24 protein-coding genes are annotated in these 23,511 nt (G+C 75.5%); 11 read left to right on the forward strand and 13 right to left on the reverse strand.

The window, feature by feature from the left end; all coding sequences use genetic code 11:
- The first annotated feature begins 16 nt into the window (after positions 1-16).
- A complete protein-coding gene (locus FHX36_RS08460) occupies positions 17-982 on the forward strand; it encodes a helix-turn-helix transcriptional regulator (RefSeq protein WP_110551410.1) in 966 nt (321 codons plus the stop codon).
- 19 nt (positions 983-1,001) lie between these two features.
- On the opposite strand, the gene FHX36_RS08465 is transcribed toward FHX36_RS08460, so the two are convergent.
- The 4 genes from FHX36_RS08465 to FHX36_RS08480 form a co-directional block, all read right to left on the reverse strand.
- Positions 1,002-1,979 (reverse strand): phosphotransferase, encoded by a 978-nt coding sequence (locus FHX36_RS08465; RefSeq protein ID WP_183513668.1) that lies wholly within the window; start codon positions 1,977-1,979, stop codon positions 1,002-1,004.
- A complete protein-coding gene (locus FHX36_RS08470; RefSeq protein WP_110551305.1) occupies positions 1,976-2,371 on the reverse strand; it encodes a DUF2255 family protein in 396 nt (131 codons plus the stop codon). The genes FHX36_RS08465 and FHX36_RS08470 overlap by 4 nt, the downstream gene beginning before the upstream one ends.
- A 112-nt stretch (positions 2,372-2,483) precedes the next feature.
- Complete coding sequence (locus tag FHX36_RS08475; RefSeq protein WP_110551306.1) at positions 2,484-3,038, reverse strand: dihydrofolate reductase family protein; 555 nt, start codon at positions 3,036-3,038, stop codon at positions 2,484-2,486.
- Positions 3,038-3,442: a VOC family protein gene (locus tag FHX36_RS08480; RefSeq protein ID WP_220035849.1), complete on the reverse strand. Its 405-nt coding sequence runs from the start codon at positions 3,440-3,442 to the stop codon at positions 3,038-3,040. The genes FHX36_RS08475 and FHX36_RS08480 overlap by 1 nt, the downstream gene beginning before the upstream one ends.
- Before the next feature lie 94 nt (positions 3,443-3,536).
- Between FHX36_RS08480 and FHX36_RS08485 the strand changes: the two genes are divergently transcribed.
- Complete coding sequence (locus FHX36_RS08485; protein ID WP_181428677.1) at positions 3,537-4,976, forward strand: amidase family protein; 1,440 nt, start codon at positions 3,537-3,539, stop codon at positions 4,974-4,976.
- Between the two features lie 7 nt (positions 4,977-4,983).
- Here FHX36_RS08485 and FHX36_RS08490 read toward each other — a convergent pair whose 3' ends face one another.
- Complete coding sequence (locus FHX36_RS08490; RefSeq protein ID WP_110551308.1) at positions 4,984-5,991, reverse strand: sigma-70 family RNA polymerase sigma factor; 1,008 nt, start codon at positions 5,989-5,991, stop codon at positions 4,984-4,986.
- 224 nt (positions 5,992-6,215) lie between these two features.
- Here FHX36_RS08490 and FHX36_RS08495 point away from each other — a divergent pair, with 224 nt between their 5' ends.
- From FHX36_RS08495 to FHX36_RS08505, 3 genes are read left to right on the forward strand one after another with little or no spacing between them, the layout of a single operon-like run.
- Positions 6,216-7,535 carry a sensor histidine kinase gene (locus FHX36_RS08495; protein WP_110551309.1) on the forward strand — a complete coding sequence of 440 codons (1,320 nt, stop codon included), beginning with the start codon at positions 6,216-6,218 and terminating at the stop codon, positions 7,533-7,535.
- Positions 7,526-8,200, forward strand: a complete 675-nt coding sequence (locus tag FHX36_RS08500) for a response regulator (protein ID WP_258372623.1) — start codon at positions 7,526-7,528, stop codon at positions 8,198-8,200. Before FHX36_RS08495 ends, FHX36_RS08500 begins: the two co-directional genes overlap by 10 nt.
- Positions 8,201-8,203: 3 nt before the next feature.
- Positions 8,204-8,347: a hypothetical protein gene (locus tag FHX36_RS08505; protein ID WP_181428678.1), complete on the forward strand. Its 144-nt coding sequence runs from the start codon at positions 8,204-8,206 to the stop codon at positions 8,345-8,347.
- Positions 8,348-8,353: 6 nt separating this feature from the next.
- Here the strand turns inward: FHX36_RS08505 and FHX36_RS08510 are convergent, their stop codons facing one another.
- Positions 8,354-8,656, reverse strand: coding sequence for a DUF4097 family beta strand repeat-containing protein (locus FHX36_RS08510; protein WP_110551310.1), 303 nt, complete (start codon positions 8,654-8,656; stop codon positions 8,354-8,356).
- A 713-nt stretch (positions 8,657-9,369) separates the two neighbouring features.
- On the opposite strand from FHX36_RS08510, the gene FHX36_RS08515 reads away from it, so the two are divergent.
- Together FHX36_RS08515 and FHX36_RS08520 are read left to right on the forward strand one after the other, a co-directional pair.
- Positions 9,370-11,565, forward strand: a complete 2,196-nt coding sequence (locus FHX36_RS08515) for an MMPL family transporter (protein ID WP_221202824.1) — start codon at positions 9,370-9,372, stop codon at positions 11,563-11,565.
- 51 nt (positions 11,566-11,616) lie between these two features.
- Positions 11,617-12,858: a GNAT family N-acetyltransferase gene (locus FHX36_RS08520; protein WP_110551312.1), complete on the forward strand. Its 1,242-nt coding sequence runs from the start codon at positions 11,617-11,619 to the stop codon at positions 12,856-12,858.
- Between the two features lie 132 nt (positions 12,859-12,990).
- Here the strand turns inward: FHX36_RS08520 and FHX36_RS08525 are convergent, their stop codons facing one another.
- Both FHX36_RS08525 and FHX36_RS08530 read right to left on the reverse strand, forming a co-directional pair.
- Complete coding sequence (locus FHX36_RS08525) at positions 12,991-13,581, reverse strand: hypothetical protein (protein ID WP_110551313.1); 591 nt, start codon at positions 13,579-13,581, stop codon at positions 12,991-12,993.
- Between the two features lie 4 nt (positions 13,582-13,585).
- Positions 13,586-14,071, reverse strand: coding sequence for a ribose-5-phosphate isomerase (locus FHX36_RS08530; protein ID WP_110551314.1), 486 nt, complete (start codon positions 14,069-14,071; stop codon positions 13,586-13,588).
- On the opposite strand from FHX36_RS08530, the gene FHX36_RS08535 reads away from it, so the two are divergent.
- The gene (locus FHX36_RS08535) at positions 14,070-14,780 is read left to right on the forward strand and encodes a DUF429 domain-containing protein (protein ID WP_221202826.1); all 711 of its coding nucleotides are present in this window, start codon (positions 14,070-14,072) and stop codon (positions 14,778-14,780) included. The genes FHX36_RS08530 and FHX36_RS08535 overlap by 2 nt on opposite strands.
- Complete coding sequence (locus tag FHX36_RS08540) at positions 14,777-15,538, forward strand: MBL fold metallo-hydrolase (protein WP_110551316.1); 762 nt, start codon at positions 14,777-14,779, stop codon at positions 15,536-15,538. Before FHX36_RS08535 ends, FHX36_RS08540 begins: the two co-directional genes overlap by 4 nt.
- Here FHX36_RS08540 and FHX36_RS08545 read toward each other — a convergent pair.
- Both FHX36_RS08545 and FHX36_RS08550 read right to left on the reverse strand, forming a co-directional pair.
- The gene (locus FHX36_RS08545; protein WP_110551317.1) at positions 15,535-16,302 is read right to left on the reverse strand and encodes an SDR family oxidoreductase; all 768 of its coding nucleotides are present in this window, start codon (positions 16,300-16,302) and stop codon (positions 15,535-15,537) included. The genes FHX36_RS08540 and FHX36_RS08545 overlap by 4 nt on opposite strands.
- Positions 16,303-16,393: 91 nt before the next feature.
- Positions 16,394-17,059, reverse strand: a complete 666-nt coding sequence (locus tag FHX36_RS08550) for a mycothiol-dependent nitroreductase Rv2466c family protein (RefSeq protein WP_110551318.1) — start codon at positions 17,057-17,059, stop codon at positions 16,394-16,396.
- Between the two features lie 157 nt (positions 17,060-17,216).
- On the opposite strand from FHX36_RS08550, the gene pepN reads away from it, so the two are divergent.
- The gene (pepN, locus tag FHX36_RS08555; RefSeq protein WP_110551319.1) at positions 17,217-19,766 is read left to right on the forward strand and encodes an aminopeptidase N; all 2,550 of its coding nucleotides are present in this window, start codon (positions 17,217-17,219) and stop codon (positions 19,764-19,766) included.
- Positions 19,767-19,896: 130 nt separating this feature from the next.
- Here pepN and FHX36_RS08560 read toward each other — a convergent pair whose 3' ends face one another.
- The 3 genes from FHX36_RS08560 to FHX36_RS08570 are packed head-to-tail and all read right to left on the reverse strand — an operon-like array spanning position 19,897 to position 22,221.
- Entirely contained in the window at positions 19,897-20,358 is a 462-nt protein-coding gene (locus FHX36_RS08560) for a DUF5130 family protein (RefSeq protein ID WP_246405434.1), read from the reverse strand.
- A gap of 58 nt (positions 20,359-20,416) precedes the next feature.
- Positions 20,417-20,749: an aa3-type cytochrome oxidase subunit CtaJ gene (ctaJ, locus tag FHX36_RS08565; RefSeq protein WP_110551321.1), complete on the reverse strand. Its 333-nt coding sequence runs from the start codon at positions 20,747-20,749 to the stop codon at positions 20,417-20,419.
- A 41-nt stretch (positions 20,750-20,790) separates the two neighbouring features.
- Positions 20,791-22,221, reverse strand: coding sequence for an amidase (locus FHX36_RS08570; RefSeq protein ID WP_110551325.1), 1,431 nt, complete (start codon positions 22,219-22,221; stop codon positions 20,791-20,793).
- A 36-nt stretch (positions 22,222-22,257) separates the two neighbouring features.
- Here FHX36_RS08570 and kynU point away from each other — a divergent pair, with 36 nt between their 5' ends.
- On the forward strand, positions 22,258-23,511 hold the full coding sequence (kynU, locus tag FHX36_RS08575) for a kynureninase (protein WP_110551322.1): 1,254 nt from the start codon (positions 22,258-22,260) through the stop codon (positions 23,509-23,511).

Genomic DNA, 23,511 nt, shown 5'->3' on the forward strand with positions numbered 1-23,511 from the left:
TGCCAGGCTGCGTTCGATGACCACGTCGGCCCGGCTGCTCGCCCTCCTGGGGCTGCTGCAGGCCCGCGCGAGCTGGACCGGTCCGGAGCTCGCGGCGCGGCTGGACGTCACCGTCCGCACCGTGCGCAACGACGTCGACCGGCTGCGCGAGCTCGGGTACCCGGTGACGGCGGTGCGCGGCGCAGCCGGGCACTACCGGCTGGGGCCGGGCGCCTCGCTGCCACCGCTGCTGCTCGACGACGAGGAGGCCGTCGCCCTCGCGGTCGGGCTCCGGTCCGCCTCGGGGGTGGCCGGCACCGCGGAGTCCAGTGCCCGCGCTCTGGCCAAGCTCGAGCAGGTGCTGCCCTCCCGGCTCCGCTCCCGCGTCGACGCGATCGCGCGCACGGTCGACCGCGGCCCGGACAACACCGGGAGCAACGCCCCCGACCCGGAGGTCGACCCGGCCGTGCTCGCCCAGGTGGCCCAGGCCATCGCCCGCGTGGAGTGGCTGCGGTTCGACCACCACCACCAGCCGCACCTGGTGGAGCCCTACCGCCTCGTGTCGTGGCAGCGGCGCTGGTACCTGGTGGCCCGCGACGTCGCCACCAGGGAGTGGGGCACGTTCCGCCTGGACTGGCTGACCCTCCGGACGCCGACCGGGCGCCGCTTCGAGCCCGAGCCGCTGGCGGAGGCCGACTACGACGCCTTCGTCCTGCGCGAGGTCGCGTCCAGCGGGTGGGCGGTGCACGCGCGGATCACGGTGGCCGCGCCGGCACCCGAGGTGCTGGGCCGGATCAACCCCGCGGTCGGCGTGGTGGAGCCGGTCGACGACCACACGTGCGTCCTGGTCACCGGCGCCGACAGCGTGGAGACCATCGCCGCCTACATCGGGATGCTCGGCCTGGACTTCCGGCTCACCGGCCCGCCGGACCTGGTCGAGGCGCTCCGCGTGATGAGCCGCCGCTACGCCGCCGCCGTCGACCACCCCGACGCGGGGACCTGAGAGCACCAGGTGAGGTCGCTCAGCGGCGGCCGAGCGCCGCCAGCTCCTGCACCAGCCAGTCCGCGACCCGGCCGTTCCACTCCGCGTGCTCGGCGCCGGCGGTCCCCCGCGGCACCGTCTCGACCACCATCAGCAACGCCAGGTGCACCCGGTACAGGTGCAGCCGGGCGCGGATGGCCTCGTCGAGCACGACCGGTCCCCCGGCCTCGGCGTAGCCGCCCAGGAAGTCGGCGTCGTCGGCGATGTCACCCAGCAGCGCCAGGGAGACGAGGTCCGCGGCCGGGTCGGCCCACAGCGCCCGCTCGTGGTCGATGAACCCGGTGACCGCCGGCTCGGGCCCGGCCAGGTCGACGAAGACGTTGCCGTCCCACAGGTCGAAGTGCACCAGCACCGGCGTGGTGACGGCGGGCAGCAGCTCGGCGGCCGCGGCACCCACCCGCCGCCGCAGGTCCTCGGCCGGCACCGGCAAGGGCGCCGCGTAGCGCTCGGCGTCGGCGAGCAGCGCGTCGATGATCCGCCGGTACGCCCCGGCCCAGGTGGTCGCCGCCAGCGGCCCCGCGGGGTAGCCGAACCGCCCGTCGCCGGTGACGGCGTGCATCGCCGCGACGTGCCGTCCGACCTGCCGCCGCAGCACCCGGTGCTGGTCCGGGCCGACGGCGGCGGACTGCGACTGCCACGACGCCCCGGGCAGCAGCGAGGTCAGCACGTACCCGCGCCCGGCCGCCGTCCCCGCCGCGACGAGCTCGGGCACCGGCACCCGCCCGGCGAACCGCCGCAGGCACATCGCCTCGGTGGCCAGCAGGTCGCGCTCGTAGCTGAGCACCGGGGTGCCCGGCGGCGGGGCGACCTTGAGCACCAGCTCCCGCCCGTCGGCGAGGGTCAGCGCGTACGCCGCGTTGCACGTGCCCTCGGTCAGCTCACGGACGGCGTCGAGCCGCACCCCCACGGCCTCGGCGACGACCCCGTCGAGCTCGGCGCGGGAGAGCGGCTCCTTCACGCCGCCCCGTCCACGGGGTGCGGGACGAGCCGCAGCGTCGTGGCCGCGGCCTCCGCCGTCACCATGGACGCGGCGCCGGCGCCGTAACCGGCGCGGTAGGCGGCATCGACGTCCGCGCGCAGCCCGGCGTCGGAGTCACCGACGTCCTCGACGGTGACCTCCGCCTCCAGACCCGGCACCCGGACCCGGGCGCGACGCGAGCCCACCGCAGCCCCGAACCACCCGGACTCCCGCCGGTACCAGCTGCGCACGTACACCTGCCCGTCGACGGAGGCGACCCAGATCGGCGTCCACGCCCGCAGCCCGCCGTCCGGGCGCCGGACGGCGATCTCCAGCTCGACGGCCCCGCCGAGGGCCGCCGCCTCCTCCGCGGTCCAGCTCGGCACGCCCATGGCAGCCATCATCCGAGCCCGGCCGCCGGTCGGGGCGGCGGGTCACCGCCGCCGGTGGTGCAGGTTCACGACGCCACCGGCGAAGCGGTGACCCGCCGGTCGGGGCGGCGGGTCACCGCCGCCGGTGGTGCAGGTGCACGACGCCACCGGCGAAGCGGTGCTCGCCGGCCAGCTCCAGGTCCAGCCGGACGCCGTCGGGCAGCGCCCGGGTGCCACCGCCGACGACCACCGGGTGCACGAGGAGGTGGACGTCGTCGACGAGCCCGGCGCGGAACGCCTGCGCGGCCAGCGCCGGGCCACCGATGGCCACGTCGGACGTCGAGCCGGCCACCAGCCGCCCGACCGCCGCCGGGTCGAACGCCCGCTCCAGCCGGGTGCGCGGCGTGCTGACCGCCTCCAGGGTGGTCGAGTAGACGACCTTGTCCGCCGCGCGCCAGATGTCGGCGTACTCGTTCTCGACGGCCGGGTGCTCCGGGCCGCCGATGGTCTGCCAGACCGCCAGCGTCTCGTACATCCGCCGGCCGTAGAGCGCGGTGCCGACCGGCCGCTCCAGGTCGTTGACGAAGGCGTGCACCTCCTCGTCGGGCGTCGCCCACTCGAAGGAGCCCGCGGCGTCCTCGGTGTAGCCGTCGAGGGAGCAGATCGCGACGTACTGCAGCCGGCCCATCAGCCCTCCTCGATCACGGAGAAGACGTTGCCCGCCGGGTCGGTGAACCAGGCGATCAGCGGCCCACCCGCCCGCATGACCCCGTTCTCGTCGGTCGGCGGGTCGTCGTACTGCTCGAACCGCACACCGCGGGCGGTCAGCTCGGCGACCGCCGCGTCGACGTCGGGCACCGGGAAGTTGAGCACCGTGTAGCTGGCCGGGGTGTGGTCGGCGCCCTTGGCGTAGACCAGCACGTCGCGCCCGCCCGCCAGGTGCAGGTGCATGATCCCGCGCATCTCCGGCTCCGGGCTGGTGCGCAGCCCGAGCACCCCCTCGTAGAACGCGCGGGCCGCGTCGAGGTCGTCGACGGAGAAGCCGCTGAACGCAGCGCTGTCGCTGAGCAGTCCTGCCGTGGTCTCGGTCATGGAGTGCAGACCACCTCCGCGCCGGGAACTCATCGGAACCTGTCGTTCACCTGCGGGGAGCGGCCGCGGAACACGGGCTGCCCAGGCTCGCCGCATGCCGACCGACCTGGACCTGCTGGCCTCCGGCACCGCGATGCTCGCCGCCCTGGCCGGCGGGCAGGTGGGCGCCGAGGAGCTCACCCGGGCGCACCTGCACCGGATCCGCGGCGCCGGGGCGGCGCTCAACGCCGTCGTCACCCTGGACGCCGAGGGTGCGCTCGCCGCCGCACGCGCGGTGGACGCCGACCGGGCCGCCGGCCGTCCGCTCGGTCCGCTGGCCGGGCTGCCGGTCACCGTCAAGGACACGATCGACGCCGCGGGCCTGCGGAGCTCGCACGGCCGGGCCTCCGACGCCCGGCTCGCCGCGGTGGACGCGCCGGTCGTCCGCCGGCTCCGCGCGGCGGGCTGCGTGGTGCTGGGCAAGACGAACGTGCCGGTCTACCTGGCCAGCCTGCACACCTGGAACGACTGGCTCGGCGCGACGTGGAGCCCGTGGGGCCCGCGGCTCTCCTCCGGCGGCTCGTCCGGGGGCGCGTCGGCGGCCGTCGCCGCGGGGCTGGCCGTCGCCGACCTCGGCAGCGACCTGGCCGGCTCGCTGCGGATCCCGGCCGCCTGGTGCGGTCTGTTCGGGCACCGGCCGAGCAACGGCGTCGTCTCCAAGCTGGGCAACCTCCCCTGGCCCCGGGGCGGGCTGCTCGAGCCGATGGTCTCCTCGGTGGGCCCGATGACCCGCAGCGCGGCCGACACCACCAGCTTCTTCGAGGCGATGGCCGGCGCGGAGGGCGTCGAGGCGGTCGGCTGGCGGCTGGAGCTGCCGCCGCCCCGGGTGCGGTCGCTGCGCGACGTGCGGGTCGCGGTGTGGACCGACGACCCGACCTGCCGGGTGGACGCCGAGACGCGGTCGGCGGTCCGGTCGTTCGCCGACCGGCTCGCCGACGCCGGAGCCCGGGTGGCCGAGCTGACCGCTCCCCCGGTCGGCGGGGCGGACGACCTGGCGTTGTTCGCCCGGCTGCAGGCCGGTGAGGTGGTGCACGGGATGGACGCCGAGGCCTGGGCCGACGCGGGTGCCCGGGCCGCCGCCGGGGACCCGGTGGCCCGGCTGTACCAGCAGGACCTGCGGTCGGCGCTGGACGACCTGGAGGCCCAGCGGGCCGCCACGGTGCGCTGGCAGCAGCTGTTCACCGGGGTCGACGTGGTGCTCTGCCCGGCCGTGACCCGGGGCGCGATCACCCCCGACGCCGACGGCCGGACGCCGGCGACCGTCGACGTGGACGGCAGCGCGGAGCCGGTCGACTCCCTGTCGGACTGGAGCCGGCTGTCCAGCCTCGGCCGGCTGCCGGCCACCGTCGTCCCGCTCGGGCCGGGCACGCGCAGCGGCCTCCCGATCGGCGCCCAGCTGCTCGGCCCCTACCTGGAGGACCGCACCCCGCTGCGGGTGGCCGAGCTGGCCGAGGAGGCCGGGCTGGTGGGCTTCCGCCCGCCGCCGGGCTGGTGAGCGCCGGTCAGGCGGGGGTGGGGTGCCGGGGCAGGCCGAAGAGGTCGAACAGCCGGGTGTCCAGGAAGGCGGTCATCCGGGTGACCCGCCCGTCGGTGAACTGCAGCGCGTGGACGGCCCACGGCTCGAACTCACCGTTCGGACCGCTGGGCCGCCACTGCGCGAACGCCGGGTTGCCGTTGAGCTCCAGCGGGACCACGTGCGAGCCGCGGCACTCCGCCCCCGGCCCGACGAACCAGGTGGCGATGTCGGCGGAGCTGCGCAGCCACATGGCGTAGGGCGGCATGTCCATCACGGCGTCCTCGTGCAGCAGGGCGACCAGCGCGTCGATGTCGTAGCGGGCGAACGCGTCGAGGTAGCGGTCGAGCAGGGCGGCGTGGTCGTCGGCCACCGTGGGCGCCGCCGGCTCCTCCGCCGCCTGCTGCACGGCGAGGGTGGCCCGGGCCCGCTGCAGCGCGCTGTTCACCGCCGCCACCGAGGTCTCCAGCAGCACCGCGACCTCGTCGGCCTTCCAGCGCAGCACGTCGCGCAGGATCAGCACCGCCCGCTGCCGCGGCGGCAGGAACTGCAGGGCCGCGACGAAGGCCAGCCGCACCGACTCCTTCTGCACCGCCAGGTCGGCCGGGTCGCCGCCGACCGGGAGCACCTGCCGGTCGAGGGCCGGCTCGACCCAGGCGCCGTCGGGCAGCACGCCGTCCAGGGACGCCTCGACCGGGGCGAAGGAGTCCTCGGAGAGGTCGACCGGCAGCGCCCGGCGCTTGCGGCCGTCGAGGGAGTCCAGGCAGACGTTGGTGGCGATCCGGTACAGCCACGACCGCAGCGCGCCGCTGCCCTGCAACCGGTCCAGCGAGCGCCAGGCCCGGACCATCGTCTCCTGGACGGCGTCCTCGGCGTCGAAGGCGGACCCGAGCATCCGGTAGCAGTAGCCGGTGAGCTCGCGCCGGTGCTCGGCCAGCCGCGGTTCGAGCTCGCTGGCGGTGGTCGTGCCGGGCCGTTCGGCGATCAGACCGGTCATCGTGGACTCCTTCGTCGACGTCCCCGCCGATCCTGCCGCACACCAGTGACAGGACCAAGGAGTCGCCCGACCCCGACCCGACCGGGTGGCCGGTGCTGGACACGACCTGCCCCCGCCGGGAGCATCCCGGTCGAGATGGAGAGCACCAGGTCGGGACAACCCGAACCGGCAACGGCCAGCCAGCGGGCTGGGTCCGGGCCCCTCCGCCGCGCAGGCTGGGGAGCATGACCACCGCCACCGCCGAGCTCCCCCTCCCCGCGGGGAACCCCGCACCCGAGCGGGGGCACCGCAGCTGGTGGCGGCAGCTGGGCGTCGACACGGCCTACGTGTTCGTCGGCTTCCCCCTGTCGATCGTGGCGTTCGTCCTGGTGATCGCCTTCCTGGCCGTCGGGGTGGGCACGCTGGTCGTCTGGGTCGGCCTGCCGCTGCTCGTGCTCACCCTGCTCATCGCCCGCGGCTTCGCCGCGCTGGAGCGGGCGCGCATCCCCGAGGTGCTGCAGCACCCGGTGCCCACGCCGGTCTACCGGCAGGCCGACCCGCAGGCGTCCCTCGTCCGCCGGCTGGTCGAGCCGTTGCGCGACCCGCAGTGCTGGTTGGACGTGCTGCACGCGCTGCTGCGGATGGCCCTGGCGATCCCGGCGTTCGTCGTCGTCGTCGTCTGGTGGTCGGTGGCGCTCGCCGGGCTGACCGCGGTGACGTGGGACTGGTCGATCCCCTACGGCTCCGACTCGCAGAACTACACGCTGCCCGAGGCCCTGGGGCTCGACGACACCGCGACCAACCGGGTGCTCGTGCACACCGCCATCGGCCTGCTGTTCGCCCTGATGCTGCCCGGCGTGGCGCGGGTCAGCGCCCTGCTGGAGGCCCAGTTCGCCCGGGCCCTGCTCACCCTGCGGGCCGGCACCCAGGCCGAGCTGGGGCGGCTGTCGGAGGGCCGGGACGCCGCCGTCGCGGCCGAGGCGGTCGCCCTGCGCAGGCTGGAGCGCGACATCCACGACGGCCCGCAGCAGCGGCTGGTGCGGCTGAGCATGGACCTGCACCGCGCGCAGCGGCTGATCGACACCGACCCGGACGGCGCCCGGAGCACGCTCGCCGAGGCGGCCACGATGACCCGCGAGACGCTCGAGGAGCTGCGCGCGCTGTCCCGCGGCATCGCGCCGCCGGTGCTCGCCGACCGCGGGCTGGCGGCCGCCCTGGCCGCCGTCGCCGCCCGCTCGCCGGTGCCGGTGGAGCTGGCCGTCGGGCTGCCGGCCGGGCAGCGGCTCGCGCCGGCCGTGGAGAACAGCGCGTACTTCCTGGTCAGCGAGGCGCTGGCCAACATCGCCAAGCACAGCGACGCCACGGTGGCCCGGGTGACCGTGGTCCGCGAGGACGGCCGGCTGCGGGTCGAGGTGGAGGACGACGGCCAGGGCGGCGCCGTCCTCGCCCCCGGCCACGGCCTGGCCGGCCTGGCCGACCGGCTCTTCGCCGTCGACGGCGTGCTGACCGTCGACAGCCCCCGCGGGGGCCCCACCCGACTGATCGGAGAACTCCCGTGTCCGTGACCCCCGAGGCGGTCCCCCGCCGCCGCGTCGTGCTGGCCGAGGACTCGGTCCTGCTGCGCGAGGGCCTGATCCGGCTGCTCGGCGAGGCCGGCACCGAGGTCGTCGCCGCCGTCGCCGACGGGCCGAGCCTGGTCCGCGCGGTCGTCGAGCACCGCCCCGACGTGGCCGTCGTCGACGTCCGGATGCCCCCGACGCACACCGACGAGGGCCTGCGGGCCGCCGTCGAGGCGCGCCGCGCCGTCCCGACCACCGCGGTGCTGGTGCTGAGCCAGTACGTCGAGGTCGCCTACGCCGACGAGCTGCTCGCCGACGGCGCCGGCGGGGTCGGCTACCTGCTCAAGGACCGGGTCGCCCAGGTCGACCAGTTCCTCACCGCGCTGGACGACGTGGTGGCCGGCGGCACCGTGCTCGACCCGCAGGTGGTGGCCCAGCTGTTCGCCCGCCGCCGCCGCGACGACCCGGTGCGCTCGCTGTCGCCCCGCGAGCGCGAGGTGCTCGGGCTGATCGCCGAGGGGCACTCCAACGCCGCGATCGCCCGCCAGCTGGTGGTCACGCCGGGCGCGGTCGAGAAGCACACCCAGCACATCTTCGCCAAGCTCGGCCTCGCCCAGGACGACGACCAGCACCGCCGGGTGATGGCGACGCTGGCCTACCTGCGGAGCTGACCGGTGGTGCAGCTCGACGGCCCGCGGGCCACCAACGGCGCCAGCCGGACCACCGAGGGCGCGACCGCCGCGCAGGTCGAGGCGGCCCACCAGGTCACCTGCGGCGACCTGACCCTGGCGGCCGACGGGGTCACCTCGGGGCCGTGAGGCCGGTCAGCCGGCGGTGCGCACCGTGATGTCCCCGGCGTCGCTCTCCAGGTCGACCACCCGGGGCGACGACGGGTCCTCGGGCACCCCGATCGAGACGTCACCGGCGTCGGTGCCGGCCCGGACGGCGTAGGCGGACCCGTCGGCCGGGAGCTCGACGAGCACCTCACCGGCGTCGGTGCGCACGGTCAGCTCGCCGACCGGCTCGGTCGCCGAGACCGAGACGTCGCCGGCACCGGTGTCGACCGCGACCTGCCCGGCGCGCGCCCCGCTGACCCGTACGTCGCCGGCGCCGCTGCTCAGCGTCAGCCGCCCGGTGACCTGCTGGACGTCGACCTCCCCGGCACCGGTTGCGCACCTCGAGGTCGCCGGAGGTGCCCTCGGCCCGGACGTCGCCGGCGCCGGAGTCGACGGTCACCGGCACCCCGGCCGGCACGCCGACGGTCAGCGCGCTCGTCGAGCCCCACACCAGCTGCACGCCCGGGCACCGGACCGAGACGACGAGCCGGCCGTCGGTGAGCTCGGCGTCGTGCTCGGGCTGGCTCGCCGACCAGCGGTCCGACCAGCGCACGTCCACGGCCGTCGCGGTCTCCGCAGGCACCAGGGTGACGTCGCCGCCGCAGTCCTGCCGGACGTCGACCGCGCTGACCCCCTCGTGCACCTCACCGCCCTGCGACGTCTGCCGGTCGCCGAGGGAGACCGCGACGACGACGCCGGCCCCCGCGAGCAGCCCGACCAGCCCGACGGTGAACAGCAGCACCCGGTTCCGGGAGGTCCTGGACACGTCGGCTCCGTTGCACTCGGCGGGCAGGCGCGGCGGTCGCCGGCGCACCCCCTGACCCTGGCAGCAGCCGGGCCGCCGCGGCAGCCAGGTGACCCCCCGGGCGCAGTCGGGTCAGCCCGACCCCGGCTGGGGTGGCAGCCGCAACGACAAGATCAGCAGCACCCGAGAACCTCGGTGCAGCGACGCCGCGACCGCGGCGCCCGAGCCCCGAGAGGCCACTGCCGTGAGCGTTCCCGTGATGACCGCGTTGCCCGAGACACCACCGCGCCGACCGCGCGACGGGGCGGTGGTCCGCATCGCCCGCTGGAGCGCCACCCACCGCTGGACCGTCGTGGGGCTGTGGCTGCTCGCCGTCGTCCTCGCCGTCGTCGTGGGCAGCGCGACCGGCACCAACACCCTCAGCGGGGCGGAGAGCGGGAGCGGTGAGTCCGGTCGCGCCGACGTCGTGCTCGACGACGCCGGCTTCCCCGACCCGCCGACCGAGCAGGTGCTGGTGCAGACCCGCGACGGGTCGGCGATCGGGCCGGAGGGCACGTCGGCGGCCAACGCCGTCGCCGCCGCCGTCCGCAGCCTGGACGAGGTCGCGGAGGTGGGCGACCCGGTGCCGTCGCTGGACGGGACGGCGCTGCTGGTGCCCGTCACCCTCGACGTCGGTGACCTGACCGGCGGCGACGCCTGGGAGGCCGGCGAGGACGCGGTCGGGCCAGTGCTCGACGCGGTCGCCGGCGTGCAGGCCGACCACCCGGACCTGTGGGTCACCGAGTCCGGTGGGAGCTCCATCGGCTCGGTCGTCGGCGAGCAGCTGGACGACGACTTCCAGCGCGCGGAGTTCCTCAGCCTGCCGGTGACCCTGGCCGTGCTGCTGGTCGCCTTCGGCGCGCTGCTCGCCGCCGGCGTGCCGCTGCTGCTGGGCATCACCGCCGTCGGCGGCGCGCTGGGCCTGGTCTCGCTGGTCTCCCAGCTCCGCCCGATCGACGAGAGCACCTCCAGCGTCGTCCTGCTGATCGGCATGGCCGTCGGGGTCGACTACGCGCTGTTCTACGTGCGCCGGGTCCGCGAGGAACGGCGGCACGGCGCGGGCACCGGGCTGGCCGTCGAGCTGGCCGCAGCCACCTCCGGTCGCGCGGTGCTCACCTCCGGGATCGCCGTCGCGGTCGCGATGTCGGGCATGTACCTGGCCGGCAACGCCGTCTTCACCTCCTTCGCGACCGGCACCATCCTGGTCGTCGCCGTGTCGGTGATCGGGTCGCTGACCGTGCTGCCGGCGACGCTGGCGCTGCTCGGCCGGGGCATCGAACGCCCCCGGGTGCCGCTGATCGGCCGGCTGGTCGGCCGGACCGACGACAGCCGGGTCTGGGGAGCGGTGGTCCGCCGCGTGGTGGCCCGCCCGGGCATCTCGCTCGCCGTGGGCGCCGGCGTGCTGCTCGCGGTGGCCGTGCCGGCGATCGGGATGAAGACGGCCATGCCCGGCATCGACGCGCTGTCCCGGGACAGCGAGGTGGTGCGTGCCTACGACGCGATCGCCGTCGCCTACCCGCAGGAGGGCACCACCGACGAGGTCGTCCTCTGGCGCGCCGACGGCGACGAGCTCGACGCACCCGCCGTGCGGGCCGCCGTGGCGGAGCTGACCGCGGCCCTGCCCGACCCGACCGCCGCCGGTGAGGTGGAGTTCAACCCGGCCGGCACCGTGGCCCGGGTCAGCATCGCCGGCGCCGGGGAGGCCGACAGCGCCGACGCGGTCGCCGGCCTGGAGCGGCTGCGCGAGGACCTGGTGCCCGGCACCGTCGGCGACCTGCCCGGTGTCACCACCGCCGTCACCGGGGACACCGCGGGGAGCCTCGACTTCGGCAGCACCATGTCCGACCGGCTGCCGGTGGTCATCGGCTTCGTGCTGGCGCTCACCATCGTCGTGCTCACCGTCGCGTTCCGGTCGCTGGCCGTCGCGCTCATCGCCGCCGTGCTGACGCTGCTGTCGGTGGGCGCTGCCTACGGCGTCCTGGTGCTGGTGTTCCAGTCGACCTGGGCCGAGGGGCTGCTCGGCTTCACCTCCACCGGGTCGATCGTGTCCTGGCTGCCGCTGTTCCTCTTCGTGGTGCTCTTCGGGCTGTCGATGGACTACCACGTGTTCGTGGTGTCCCGGGTCCGGGAGGCTGCCCAGGCCGGCATCCCGATGCAGCAGGCGATCACCACCGGGGTCACCCGGTCGGCGGGCGTGGTCACCAGCGCGGCGGTCGTGATGGTCGCGGTGTTCAGCATCTTCGCGACGCTGTCGATGCTGGAGTTCAAGCAGCTGGGGGTCGGGCTGGCGGTCGCGGTGCTCATCGACGCCACCCTGGTCCGCGGGGTGCTGCTGCCGGCGACCATGGCGCTGCTGGGCGAGCGCACCTGGTGGCTGCCGCGCTGGCTGCACCGGCTGCCGGCGGCCAGCCACTGACCGGGCGGAACTGGTTGGCGAATCGTCGCACCGGGGCGGTAGACACCCACCGTGACCGATCTCGCCGACCAGTTCCGTCCGATCACCGCCGAGGAGTGGCCGCGGTTCGTCCGCTCGATGGGGACCACCTTCGGCGAGGAGCTCAGCGGCCCCTTCCTCGACGAGCCCTCGCCGATCGCCGAGCTGGACCGCTCGCTCGCGCTCTTCGACGGCGACCGGGTGGCCGCGACCGCCGGCCTGTACAGCCTGGAGATGACCGTGCCGGGTGCCGTGGTCCCGACCGCGGGCGTCACCTGGATCACGGTCGCCCCCACGCACCGCCGTCGCGGTCTGCTCACCGCGATCATGCGGCGGCAGCTGGCCGAGGTGCACGAGGCGGGCCGGGAGCCCGTTGCGGCGCTGTGGGCGGCGGAGGCGTCGATCTACGGCCGCTTCGGCTACGCCCCGGCCACCTGGCGGGGCGGTTGGACCGGCGAGGCCCACCGGCTGCGGCTCCGGCCGGACGTCGACTGCGGCACCGGCACCGTCCGGCTGGTCGAACGGGCCGACTTCCAGCCTGCGGCGCAGGCGGTCTACGAGCAGGTGCGCCGGTTCGTGCCGGGGAACCTCGCGCTCGACGACCGCTGGTGGGACCGGCGGCTCTACGACTCCGCCGAGCGCAGCTCCGGCGGCACGCTCCGCCAGCACGTGCTCCACACCGAGGCCGACGGCTCCGTCACCGGCTACGCGACCTACCGGCTGCGCGCCGCGTGGAGCGCGACCAACGACCCCGAGGGCACGCTGACCGTCGAGGAGGTCCGAGGCAGCACCCCGGCGGCCCACGCCGCGCTGTGGCGGTACCTCTTCGACCATGACCTGGTGCGCACCGTCGAGGCGCCGGACGCCTCTGCCGACGACCCGGTCCGGCACCTGCTGACCGACCCGCGGGCCTGGCACGCCCGCCCGGTGGACGCGCTCTGGGTGCGGCTGGTCGACGTGGGCGCGGCGCTGTCCGCCCGGCGCTACCCGACCCGGCTGGACTTGGTCATCGAGGTGCGCGATCGGTTCTGCGACTGGAACGACGGGCGCTGGCACCTGTGGGGCCACCCCGCCGGTGCGTTCTGCGACCGCACCGACCGCGACCCCGACCTGGTCATGGACATCGAGGCGCTGTCGGCGGTCTACCTCGGCGGGGAGTCGCTCGCCGCGCTGCAGGGCGCCGGCCGGGTCACCGAGATCAGCCCCGGGGCGGTCACCCAGGCCGCGGCGGCGTTCCGCTGGCCGGTCACCCCGTGGTGCCCCGACCACTTCTGAAAGGACCTCCCTTCCCCCCACGCCTCGCAAGCTCGGCGCGGGCCCCTGAAGGGCGGCCGCTCCAGCACGTCACCACGCTCGGGCCGAGCCTCTGGACGGGGCCGACGGCTGGTGACGTCCACATCGACACGCTCAGCTGGGTACGGTGCCGTCCCACTCGTCGAGGGGGGCGCAGTGCCAGCGCCAGGAGGTCAGCGGCTCGCGGCCGGGCAGCTCGCCGCGGCCGGTCGCCCACAGCAGCGCCGCCCACGGGTCGTCGCCGGCCGGTGCCCAGGGGAACAGCCGGGCGAGCACCGCGTCGGCCAGCTCTGCGGGCGGCGCCCACTCCAGCTGCCGGCCGTCGGCGACGTCCCAGGTGTGCAGCAGCATCTCCGCGCAGCCCATCCCGGCGAACCCCGAGGCGTCGGCCAGGCCCCAGCTGTGCGCACCGCGCTCGTCGGGCCCGGCGGCGTCCACCACCCGGGCCAGCACCTCCGCCGCCGCACCGAGCTGCTTGCGCATCTCCGCCAGCTCCACGTCGGGACGGCGGACCAGGTCGAAGGCGCTCACCTCAGCCGGGCCGGCGACCAGGTCGGCGGCGTACCAGGTGAGGCAGGAGGTGATGTGGTGCGCGACCCCGGTGACGTCGGTGGCCAGCAGCGGCACGGCGGCGCCACCGTCGGGCACCCGGCCGAGCAGCTCCTGGACCGCGGCGTCGGCGGCGCGCAGGTCGTCGCCGGTCATGCCGTCACGGGGTGTCGGTGGGGAGCCCGCCCGCCGGGCGGTGCCGGTCCCGCTCGTAGTCGGTGAGCAGCCCGATCCGCCGGACGTGCCGGGCCTCGCCGCTGAACGGCTCGCGCAGGAAGGTCAGCACCAGCGCGGTGGCCTCCTCGACGCTGTGCTGCCGGCCGCCGACCGAGACGACGTTGGCGTCGTTGTGCTGGCGGGCCAGCCGGGCGGTGTCCTCGTTCCACACCAGGGCGGCGCGGACGCCGGGGACCTTGTTGGCCGCGATCTGCTCGCCGTTGCCCGAGCCGCCGATGACGACGCCGAGGGTGCCGGGCTCGGTGACCACCCGCTCCCCCACCTCGAAGCAGAACGGCGGGTAGTCGTCCTCGGCGTCGTAGTCGTACGCGCCGCAGTCGACGGGCTCGAAGCCCTCGTCGGCGAGCACCTGCAGGAGGTGGGACTTCAGTTCGAGACCGGCGTGGTCGGTGCCGAGGAAGACGCGCATGCCCCGATCCTCTCAGGCGGCCTGGCAGGCTGGCCCGGTGGCGGTGCTCGGGGTCGACGGCTGGCGGCTGGGGTGGGTGGGCGCCCTGCTGCACGGCCGCACGGTGGAGCTGCTCGCCCTCGGAACCGTCGATGACGTGCTCGCCGTCCCGGGCGTGGAGGTGATCGCGATCGACATGCCGATCGGGCTGTCGGAGGACGGCGTCCGGGTCTGCGACGTCGCGGCGCGGGAGCTGCTGACCGGGGCCGCCAGCTCGGTCTTCCCCACGCCGGTGCGCGGCGTGCTCGCCACCGACGACTACGCCGAGGCCCGGGCCATCTCCCGAGCCGCCACCGACCCGCCGCGGGCCCCCTCGGCCCAGGCGTTCCAGCTCGTCCGGTCCATCCGCGCGCTGGACGACGCCCTCGGCGACCCGCCCACCGACCGGGTCGTGGAGGTGCACCCCGAGCTGGCGTTCCGGCTCGGGCTCGGCGGCGTCACCGACCGCAAGGGCACCGCCCGCGGCACGGTGCAGCGGCTGCGGGCACTCCGCGCGGTGATGGACGTCGGGGAGGCGCTGGACGCCGCCCCGGTCGGCGTCCCGGTGGTCGACGCGCTGGACGCCTGCGCCGCGGCGTGGTCGGCCCAGCGGCTGGCCGACGGCCGCGCGGAGTGCGTCGGCGACGGGACGACGGACTCCCGCGACCGGCCGATGCGGATCTGCTGGTGACCGCCGGCTGGCGGGAGGTGGGCGACCGGGTGTTCGTCCGCCGGCACCGGGAGCTGGACCTCAACTGCGGGCTGGTCGTCGGCGACGGCGCCTGCCTGGTCGTCGACACCCGCTCGCACCTGGGCGAGGGCCGGGCGCTGGCCGAGGCGGTCCGCGCGGTCACCCCGTACCCGTGGTCGGTGGTCAACACCCACGCCCACTTCGACCACTGCTTCGGCAACGCCGCCTTCCGGCCGGCCGAGGTCTGGGCGCTGCGGGAGTGCGCCGCCGAGCTGGCCGCGACCGCCGAGCAGCAGCGGGCCGACGTCGTCGGCGCCCTGCTGGCCGACGGCGACCCGGCCGCCGAGCTGGTCGCGACGACGCCGCTGGACCTGCCCGACCGGCTCGTCGACGAGGCCGCCGTGCTCGACGTCGGCGGCCGTGCGGTGTCGCTGCGGCACCTGGGCCGCGGGCACACCGGCGCTGACCTGGTGGTGGCCGTGGACGACGTGGTCTTCGCCGGCGACCTGGTCGAGGAGGGCTCGCCACCGGCGATGGAGGACGCCTTCCCGCTGGACTGGGCCGGCACCCTGACCGCGCTGCTCGAGCTGGTGCGCGGCCCCGTCGTGCCCGGGCACGGCGCCGTGGTGGACGCGGCGTTCGTCGCCGAGCAGCGCGACGAGCTCGCCGGGCTGGCCCGCTGGCTCACCCGGCCGGACGGCGCGGCGCCGTTCGACGAGCGGACCCGGGCGATCGCCCGGACCCGGGTCGCCGGCTAGGACAGCTTCCGGACCACCGGCAGCGGCAACGCCCGGAGCAGCCCGGCGACCGGGCGCCACGGCCACTCCGGCACGTAGGCGCGGACCGGCTCCCGCTCGATCGCCTCGACCAGGGCGGTGACGCCGGTCTGCAGGTCGACGGTGAACGGGCCCCGGCGGCCGACGTTGATGTCGGTCTCGATGAACCCGGGGTGCACGGTGGTGACCCGGATCGCCCGGGTCGACCGGTCGCCGAGCAGGTCGGCGCGGATGCCCTCGGCGAGCACGGCGTCGGCGGCCTTGGAGGTGGCGTACGCCGTCCGGGTGCCGCCCATGCCGCGCACCCCGGCGACGGAGGAGACCACCACGAGGTGGCCGGCCCGCTGGGCGCGGAAGAGCTCGACCGCGGCCTCGCAGCAGGCGTGCGTGCCGAGCACGTTGGTGACCAGCACCTGCCGGTTGGGGCGCGGGTCGCCGCTGCCGACCGGGGTGCCCTTGCCCAGGCCCGCGTTGGCGATGAACCGGTCGATGCCGCCGAGCTGCCCGGCCAGCTGCGGGACGACCGCCGTCACGGCGTCCGGGTCGTCGACGTCGAGCTGCCCGACCACGACCCGGGTGCCCGGGTGCTGCGCCAGCAGCTCGTCGCGGAGCTCCTCGAGCCGGTCCAGCCGCCGGGCCACCAGCACCAGGTCGCGCCCGCGGGCGGCGAACCGGCGGGCCATGCCCTGGCCGAGGCCGGCGCTCGCGCCGGTGATGAGGATGCGCTGACGGACGGGGAACGGCATCCCGTCAGGATGCCGCACCCGCCGCCACCCCGAAGACGGCCATCTCCGGGGAACGGGAGACCCCGGAGATGGCCATGTTCGGGATGCCGGCCTACTGGGCGGTGCTGAGCTCCAGGGCGTCGGCCGGGACCGAGGACATGTCCGGGCCGGCGGTGCGGGTGCGCTTGAGCTCCCAGAAGTCGGGCAGGTTGGCCAGCAGGACGGCGCCGTCGAAGGCCTTGCCGGCGTCCTCGCCGGTGGGCACCTTGCTGATGACCGGGCCGAAGAACGCCACGCCGTCGATGTGCATGACCGGGGTGCCGACGTCGTCGCCGACCGGGTCCATGCCCTCGTGGTGGCTCTTCTCCAGCGCCTCGTCGTACTCGGTGGAGTCGGCGGCCTCGGCCAGCTCGGCGGGCAGGCCGACCCGCTCCAGCGCCGGCGCGATGAGGTCGGGCAGCTCGACGCCCTCGTGGTGCCGCAGCGTGCCCATCGCGGTGTACAGGTCGCCGAGGACGCCCTCACCGTGCTGCTGCGCGGCGGCGACGGCCACCCGCACCGGGCCGATGGCCTGGGCCATCATCTCGCGGTACTCCTCCGGCAGGTCGCGCCCGCGGTTGAGCACCGACAGCGACATGACGTGCCAGTGCAGGTCGATGTCGCGCACCTTCGCCGCCTCCAGCACCCAGCGGCTGGTCAGCCAGGCCCAGGGGCACAGCGGGTCGAACCAGAAGTCGACGCGGGCCTTGGTGGGGGCGCTCTGCACTGCCTCGGTCATGGGTGCTCCTCGCGTGTCGTCGGTGCCCCGGACGGTCGGTGGCGTCACGCCCGGGTCGTCTCCGGCCAGCAAGTCCGGCCGCAGTCCGGTTGTTCCCGGGCACCCCGCGCGGCACACGGGCGGAGGACCGTTGGCCCCGCATGGGAAGCTCCGGTACGTGGCCGTTCCCAACCTGACTCGTGACGACGCCGCGGCTCGCGCCGCGCTGCTGGCCGTCCACAGCTACGACCTCTTCCTGGACGTGACCGACGGCCAGGGCCATCCCGGCGAGGAGACGTTCCGCTCGGTCACCACCATCACCTTCGACGCCCGCACCCCGGGCGCGGAGACCTTCGTCGACCTGGTCGCCGAGCGCGTCCGCTCCGCCACGCTCAACGGCGTCGAGCTGGACGTGAGCGGCTACACCGAGGAGGGCGGGCTCGCCCTGCCCGGGCTGGCCGGGTCGAACGAGCTGGTGGTCGACGCCGACTGCCGGTACTCCCGCACCGGCGAGGGCCTGCACCGGTTCGTCGACCCGGAGGACGAGCAGGTCTACCTCTACACGCACTTCGAGCCGGCCGAGGCGAAGCGCATGTTCGCCTGCTTCGACCAGCCCGACCTCAAGGCGACGTTCACCGTGCACGTCACCGCGCCGTTCGACTGGCAGGTCGTCAGCAACACCGGCGACCGCACCATCGAGGCCGGTGACGCCGGCTCGCAGCTGGTGCACTTCACGCCGACCAAGCGGATCTCCACCTACCTGGTCGCCCTCGTCGCCGGCCCCTACGCACGGGTCACCGACCTGCACGACGGCATCCCGCTGGGCATCTACTGCCGGGCCTCGCTGGCCCAGCACCTCGACCCGGACGAGATCTTCGCGGTCACCAAGGCCGGCTTCGACTTCTACCACCGGGTGTTCGACTACCCGTACCCGTTCGACAAGTACGACCAGCTCTTCGTGCCCGAGTTCAACGCCGGGGCGATGGAGAACGCCGGGGCGGTCACGTTCCTGGAGGACTACGTCTTCCGGTCCAAGACCAGCCGGGCCCGCTACGAGCGGCGCGCGGAGACGATCCTGCACGAGCTGGCGCACATGTGGTTCGGCGACCTGGTGACCATGCGCTGGTGGGACGACCTGTGGCTCAACGAGTCCTTCGCCACCTACATCTCGACGCTCTGCCAGTCCGAGGCCACCGAGTACACGACGGCCTGGACGACGTTCGCCAACACCGAGAAGTCCTGGGCGTACGCGCAGGACCAGCTGCCCTCCACCCACCCCATCGCCGCCGACATGGTCGACGTCGCCGCGGTCGAGGTGAACTTCGACGGCATCACCTACGCCAAGGGCGCCTCGGTGCTCAAGCAGCTGGTGGCCTACGTCGGGCAGGACGCGTTCCTCGCCGGGGTGCAGCGCTACTTCCGCAAGCACGAGTACGGCAACACCACCCTCGACGACCTCCTCGGCGAGCTGTCGGCGGCGTCCGGGCGCGACCTGTCGGACTGGTCGGCCCAGTGGCTGCAGACCAGCCAGGTCAACACCCTGCGCCCGGTGTACGAGCTCGACGACTCCGGCCGGTACCGCTCCTTCGCGATCGAGCAGACCGCCGTCGCAGAGCACCCGGTGCTGCGCCGGCACCGCCTGGCGGTCGGCCTCTACACCGCCGGGCCCGACGGGCTGACCCGCTCGCACCGGGTCGAGCTGGACGTCGACGGCGCCCGCACCGAGGTCGCCGAGCTGGTGGGGCACCCCGCGGCCGACCTGGTGCTGGTCAACGACGACGACCTCACCTACGCCAAGCTCCGGCTCGACGAGCGGTCGCTGGCCACCCTGCGCAGCCAGATCGGTGCCCTGCCCGACTCGCTGCCCCGCGCGCTGTGCTGGTCGGCGGCCTGGGACATGACCCGCGACGGCGAGCTGCCGGCCCGCGAGTGGGTGCAGCTGGTGCTGGCCGGTGTCGACGCGGAGACCGAGATCAGCGTCGTCCAGTCGCTGCTCGCCCGGGTGCAGTCGGCGCTGGCCTCCTACGCCGACCCGGCGTGGGCACCGACCGGCTGGGCGATGCTGGCCGACAAGGCGCTGGCCGCGCTGCACGCCGCGGAGCCCGGCAGCGACGCCCAGCTGCAGTGGTCGCGCACGCTGGCCGCCGCCGCCCGCAGCGAGGAGCACGTGACCGCGCTGCGCGGCCTGCTCGACGGGTCGCTGACCGTCGAGGGCCTGGCCGTCGACACCGACGCCCGCTGGGCGTTCCTGCAGGGCCTGGTCGCCGTCGGTGCGGCCGGGGACGCCGAGATCGAGGCCGAGTCCGAGCGGGACGCCACCGCGACCGGTGCCCGTCGCGCCGCGACCGCCCGGGCGCTGCGGCCCACGGCGGAGTCCAAGGCCGAGACGTGGGAGCGGGCGTTCACCGACGAGTCGATCCCGAACGCGGTGCACGAGGCGATGGTCGCCGGGTTCTGGCACCCGGCCCAGCAGGAGCTGACGGCGCCCTACGTGGAGCGGTACTTCGCCGACATCCGCGGGCTCTGGGAGCGCCGTCCGGGTGAGATCGCCAAGAACGCGGTCGAGTACCTCTTCCCGAAGGTGATCGACGAGCGGACGCTCGCCGCGGCCGACGGGTGGCTGGCCGCCGACGACGTCCCCGCTCCGCTGCGCCGGCTGGTCAGCGAGGGCCGGGACGGCGTGGCCCGCGCCCTGTGGGCCCGCAAGCGGGACGCCGCCGCCGGCTGAACCCGGCGTGAACGCCAGCGGCCCAGGACTCGGTGAGTCCTGGGCCGCTGGCGTGGTGACGTTCTGGAACGGCCCCCTCGCAGGGTCCCGCCGCGAGCTCGCGAGCGGTGGGGGGCGAGGGGGTCCTTCGTCAGTGGGTGCGGCGGGAGGGGTGGCCGGCGGCGTCGGACATCTGGCGCAGGCCGTTGACGATCGCGCCGACCAGGTCGCCGGAGCCGAGCCGGCTGGTCATCGACAGCACCGCGAGGGCGCAGGCCCGGTCGGGCAGCCGGCGGGCGGCGGTGGCCCCGGTGACGATCTCGAGCACCCGCTGCCCGGGCGACAGGGCGACCAGGACGCTGTTGGCGGTGTCGCCGCCGGACCGGGAGTGCAGGTCCTCGGCGGTGCCGCGGGTGTCGGAGCCCAGGTCGCCCACGTAGACGGTGAACCGCAGGCCGGTCTCCCGGGAGGACATGGTCAGCGCCTCGTCGAGCCGGGCGAGGTCCTGGTAGGAGAACGGCCCGTTGCCGGACTCGTCGACCACCGAACCGCTGGTGTCCGAGGTCGAGGTGCCGCGGGTGTCGAGCTGCTGGCTCATCGGGGCGGAACTCATCGGGGCGGGGCCTCCGGAGGGTGACGGGGCGGCGGAGGAGGCGGTGCTCACGGCGCGGTCACCAGGTCCCGCGGGCGCCGCCGGCGGCGGTGCGCCGGGCGGGCTCGGGGACGTGCGGACCCTGACCGATGGCCAGCGCCGCGGTGGTCGGGCCCAGGGACGGGCCGTGGTGGCCGTCGGCGTGGGCGTCACCGTGGTCGGAGCCGTGGGCGGCCCCGGCCGAGGTGTCCGGGTGCGGCTCCCACCAGACCGGCGCCGCCGTCCAGGGCTGGCCGGGGCGGTACCTGGTCTTCTGCTGGCCGCGGCCGGGGATCAGCGTCGCGAGCGCCAGGAGGAGGAAGACCGCCAGCGGGATGACGCCGTAGATGAGCACGGTCTCGATCACGGGCATGGCGGCAATCTACCGGGACGGCGCTGCCCCGGCCTGGCAGGTCACCACGTGCCGGGGTGGCGGTGCGCCCAGGGGCGGGCCTCCTCCAGCTGGGCGGACAGCGCGATCAGCGTCGCCTCGTCCGCCGGGCGGCCGACCAGCATGGTGCCGATCGGCAGCCCGGACGCCGTCCACCACAGCGGCACGCTGACCGCCGGCTGGCCGGTGACGTTGTAGACGGCGGGGAAGGCGGCGTAGCGGGTCTGCCGGGCGAAGTCCTCCGCGCCGTCGTCGCCGAACCAGCCGACCGGTCGCGGCGGCATGGTGCAGATCGGCGACAGCAGCACGTCGTAGCCGCTGGTGGCCTGGAGGAACCGGCGGGCGAACAGCCGCAGGGTGAACATCGCGTCCATCGCGTCCTTGGCCGACAGCGCCAGCCCGCGCTCGCGCAGGAACCGGGTGAGCGGCCGCAGGTGCGGCACCGCGGCCTCGGGCACCGGCAGCGTGGTGGCCGACAGCGCCCAGACCACCTCGAAGGAGCCGAAGATGGCCTCCGCGGGCGGCCCGGCCGGCAGGTCCTCGACCTCGTGACCGAGCTCGGCCAGCAGCGACGAGGCGTCCTCGAACGCGGCCACCACCTCCGGGTCCAGCTCGGCGTCGGGCATGCCGGAGTCCCGGTAGCGGCCGATCCGCAGCGTGCCGGGGGCCCGGTCGGCGTGCCCGAGGAAGGTCTCCCCCGCGGGCAGCGGCGCGGCCCAGAACGGGTCACCGAGCACCGGCCCGGCCATCGCGTCGAGCACGGCCGCGGCGTCCCGGACGGTGCGCGCCAGCGGCCCCTGCACGCCGAGGGAGGTGACCTCGGAGTTGTAGGGCGCGTTGCTGACCCGGCCGCGGCTGGGCTTGATCCCGAAGAGCCCGTTGATGCTGGCCGGGATGCGGATGGAGCCGCCGCCGTCGGAGCCCTGCGCGAAGGGCAGCATCCCCGCGGCGACCGCGGCGGCCGCGCCACCGCTGGAGCCGCCGGCCAGCAGCGAGGTGTCCCAGGGGCAGCGGGCCGGGCCCACCACGTCGTTGTCGGTGTAGCAGGGGAAGCCGAACTCGGGGGTGTTCGTCTTGCCCAGGCTGATGGTCCCGGCGGCGGCCAGCGCGGTGACCACCGCGTCGTCGACGTCCGGCACGAACTCGGCCAGCGCGCGGGAGCCGAACGTCGTCCGCACCCCGGCGGTGTTGTTGAGGTCCTTGATCGCGGTCGGGACACCGTGCAGCGGCGGGAGCTCGGCGCCGTCGACGACCGCCTGGTCGGCGCGGGCCGCGGCGTCGCGGGCCCGGTCGGCGGTGACGGTGATGAACGCGCCGATGCCCGGGTCCAGCGCCTCGATCCGGGCCAGCGAGTGCTCGACCAGCTCGGTGGGGCTGACCTCCCGGGCCCGGACGGCCGCGGCCTGCTCGAGCGCGGTCAGGTCGTGCAGCTGCGTGCCGGTCGAGGAGGTCACGGCCCGGGACGGTAGCCGCTGGGAGAGCATGACGCCGTGGACCTCTCCCGTGCGGCTGCCGCCGCCCTCGACACCGCCGACCCGCTGGCCGGCTTCCGGGCCCGGTTCGCCGGGGTGGAGGACGACCTGCTGTACCTGGACGGCAACTCGCTGGGCCGGCTGCCGGTGGAGACGCCGGCCGCGGTGGCGCGGGTGGTCGAGCAGGAGTGGGGCCGCGGTCTCGTCGGGTCGTGGAGCAGCTGGGTCGAGCAGTCCCGCCGGATCGGCGACGTGCTGGCCGAGGGCGTGCTGGGCGCCCGGCCGGGCGAGGTGCTGGTCGCGGACACCACCAGCGTCGACCTCTACAAGCTGCTGGTGGCCGGGGCCGACGCCCGCCCGGGGCGCGACGTGCTGGTCTGCTGCGCCGACGACTTCCCGACCGACCGCTACATCGTGGCCGGGGTGGCCCGGGCCCGCGGCATGACCGTGCGCGAGGTGGACGCGCACATCGACACGGGCCTCGACCTCGACGTGCTGGCCGCAGCGCTGGACGAGCGGGTCGCCGCCGTCGTCCTCTCGCAGGTCGCCTACCGCTCCGGCGCGCTGGTCGACATCGCCGAGGTGACCCGGCTGGCCCGGGACGCGGGTGCGCTCGTGGTGTGGGACCTGAGCCACGCCGCGGGCGCCGTGCCGGCCGACCTGACCGCAGCCGGTGCCGACCTCGCCGTCGGCTGCACCTACAAGTACCTCAACGGCGGCCCCGGCGCGCCCGCGTTCCTGTACGTGCGCCGCGAGCTGCAGGAGCAGCTGCGCCAGCCCATCTGGGGTTGGTTCGGGGCTCGCGACCAGTTCGCGATGGGCACGGCGTACGACCCCGCCGACGGCGTGGACCGGTTCGCCGTCGGCACTCCCCCGGTGCTCGCCATGGCGGCGGTGGAGGTCGGCGCCCGGCTGACCGCGGAGGCCGGGATCCCACGGCTCGCCGCGAAGGGCCAGGCGCTCACCGACCTGGTGGTCGCCCTGGCCGACGAGTGGCTCGCCGGGCACGGGGTCACCGTCGCCTCACCGCGGGAGGCGGCCCGGCGCGGGTCGCACGTCAGCCTGGCGCACCCGCAGGCGTGGCAGTTGACCCAGGCGCTGGTCGACCGCGGCGTCGTCCCGGACTTCCGGACACCCGACCGCCTGCGGCTGGGCCCGGCGCCGCTCTACACCCGGTTCGTCGACGTCTGGGACGCGATGGACCGGCTGCGCTCCGTGCTCGCCGAGGGCGCGCACGCCGGGTACCCCACGGAGCGCAGCCGGGTCACCTGA

This window comes from Modestobacter versicolor, from assembly GCF_014195485.1.
GTDB classification, from domain to species: Bacteria; Actinomycetota; Actinomycetes; order Mycobacteriales; family Geodermatophilaceae; genus Modestobacter; species Modestobacter versicolor.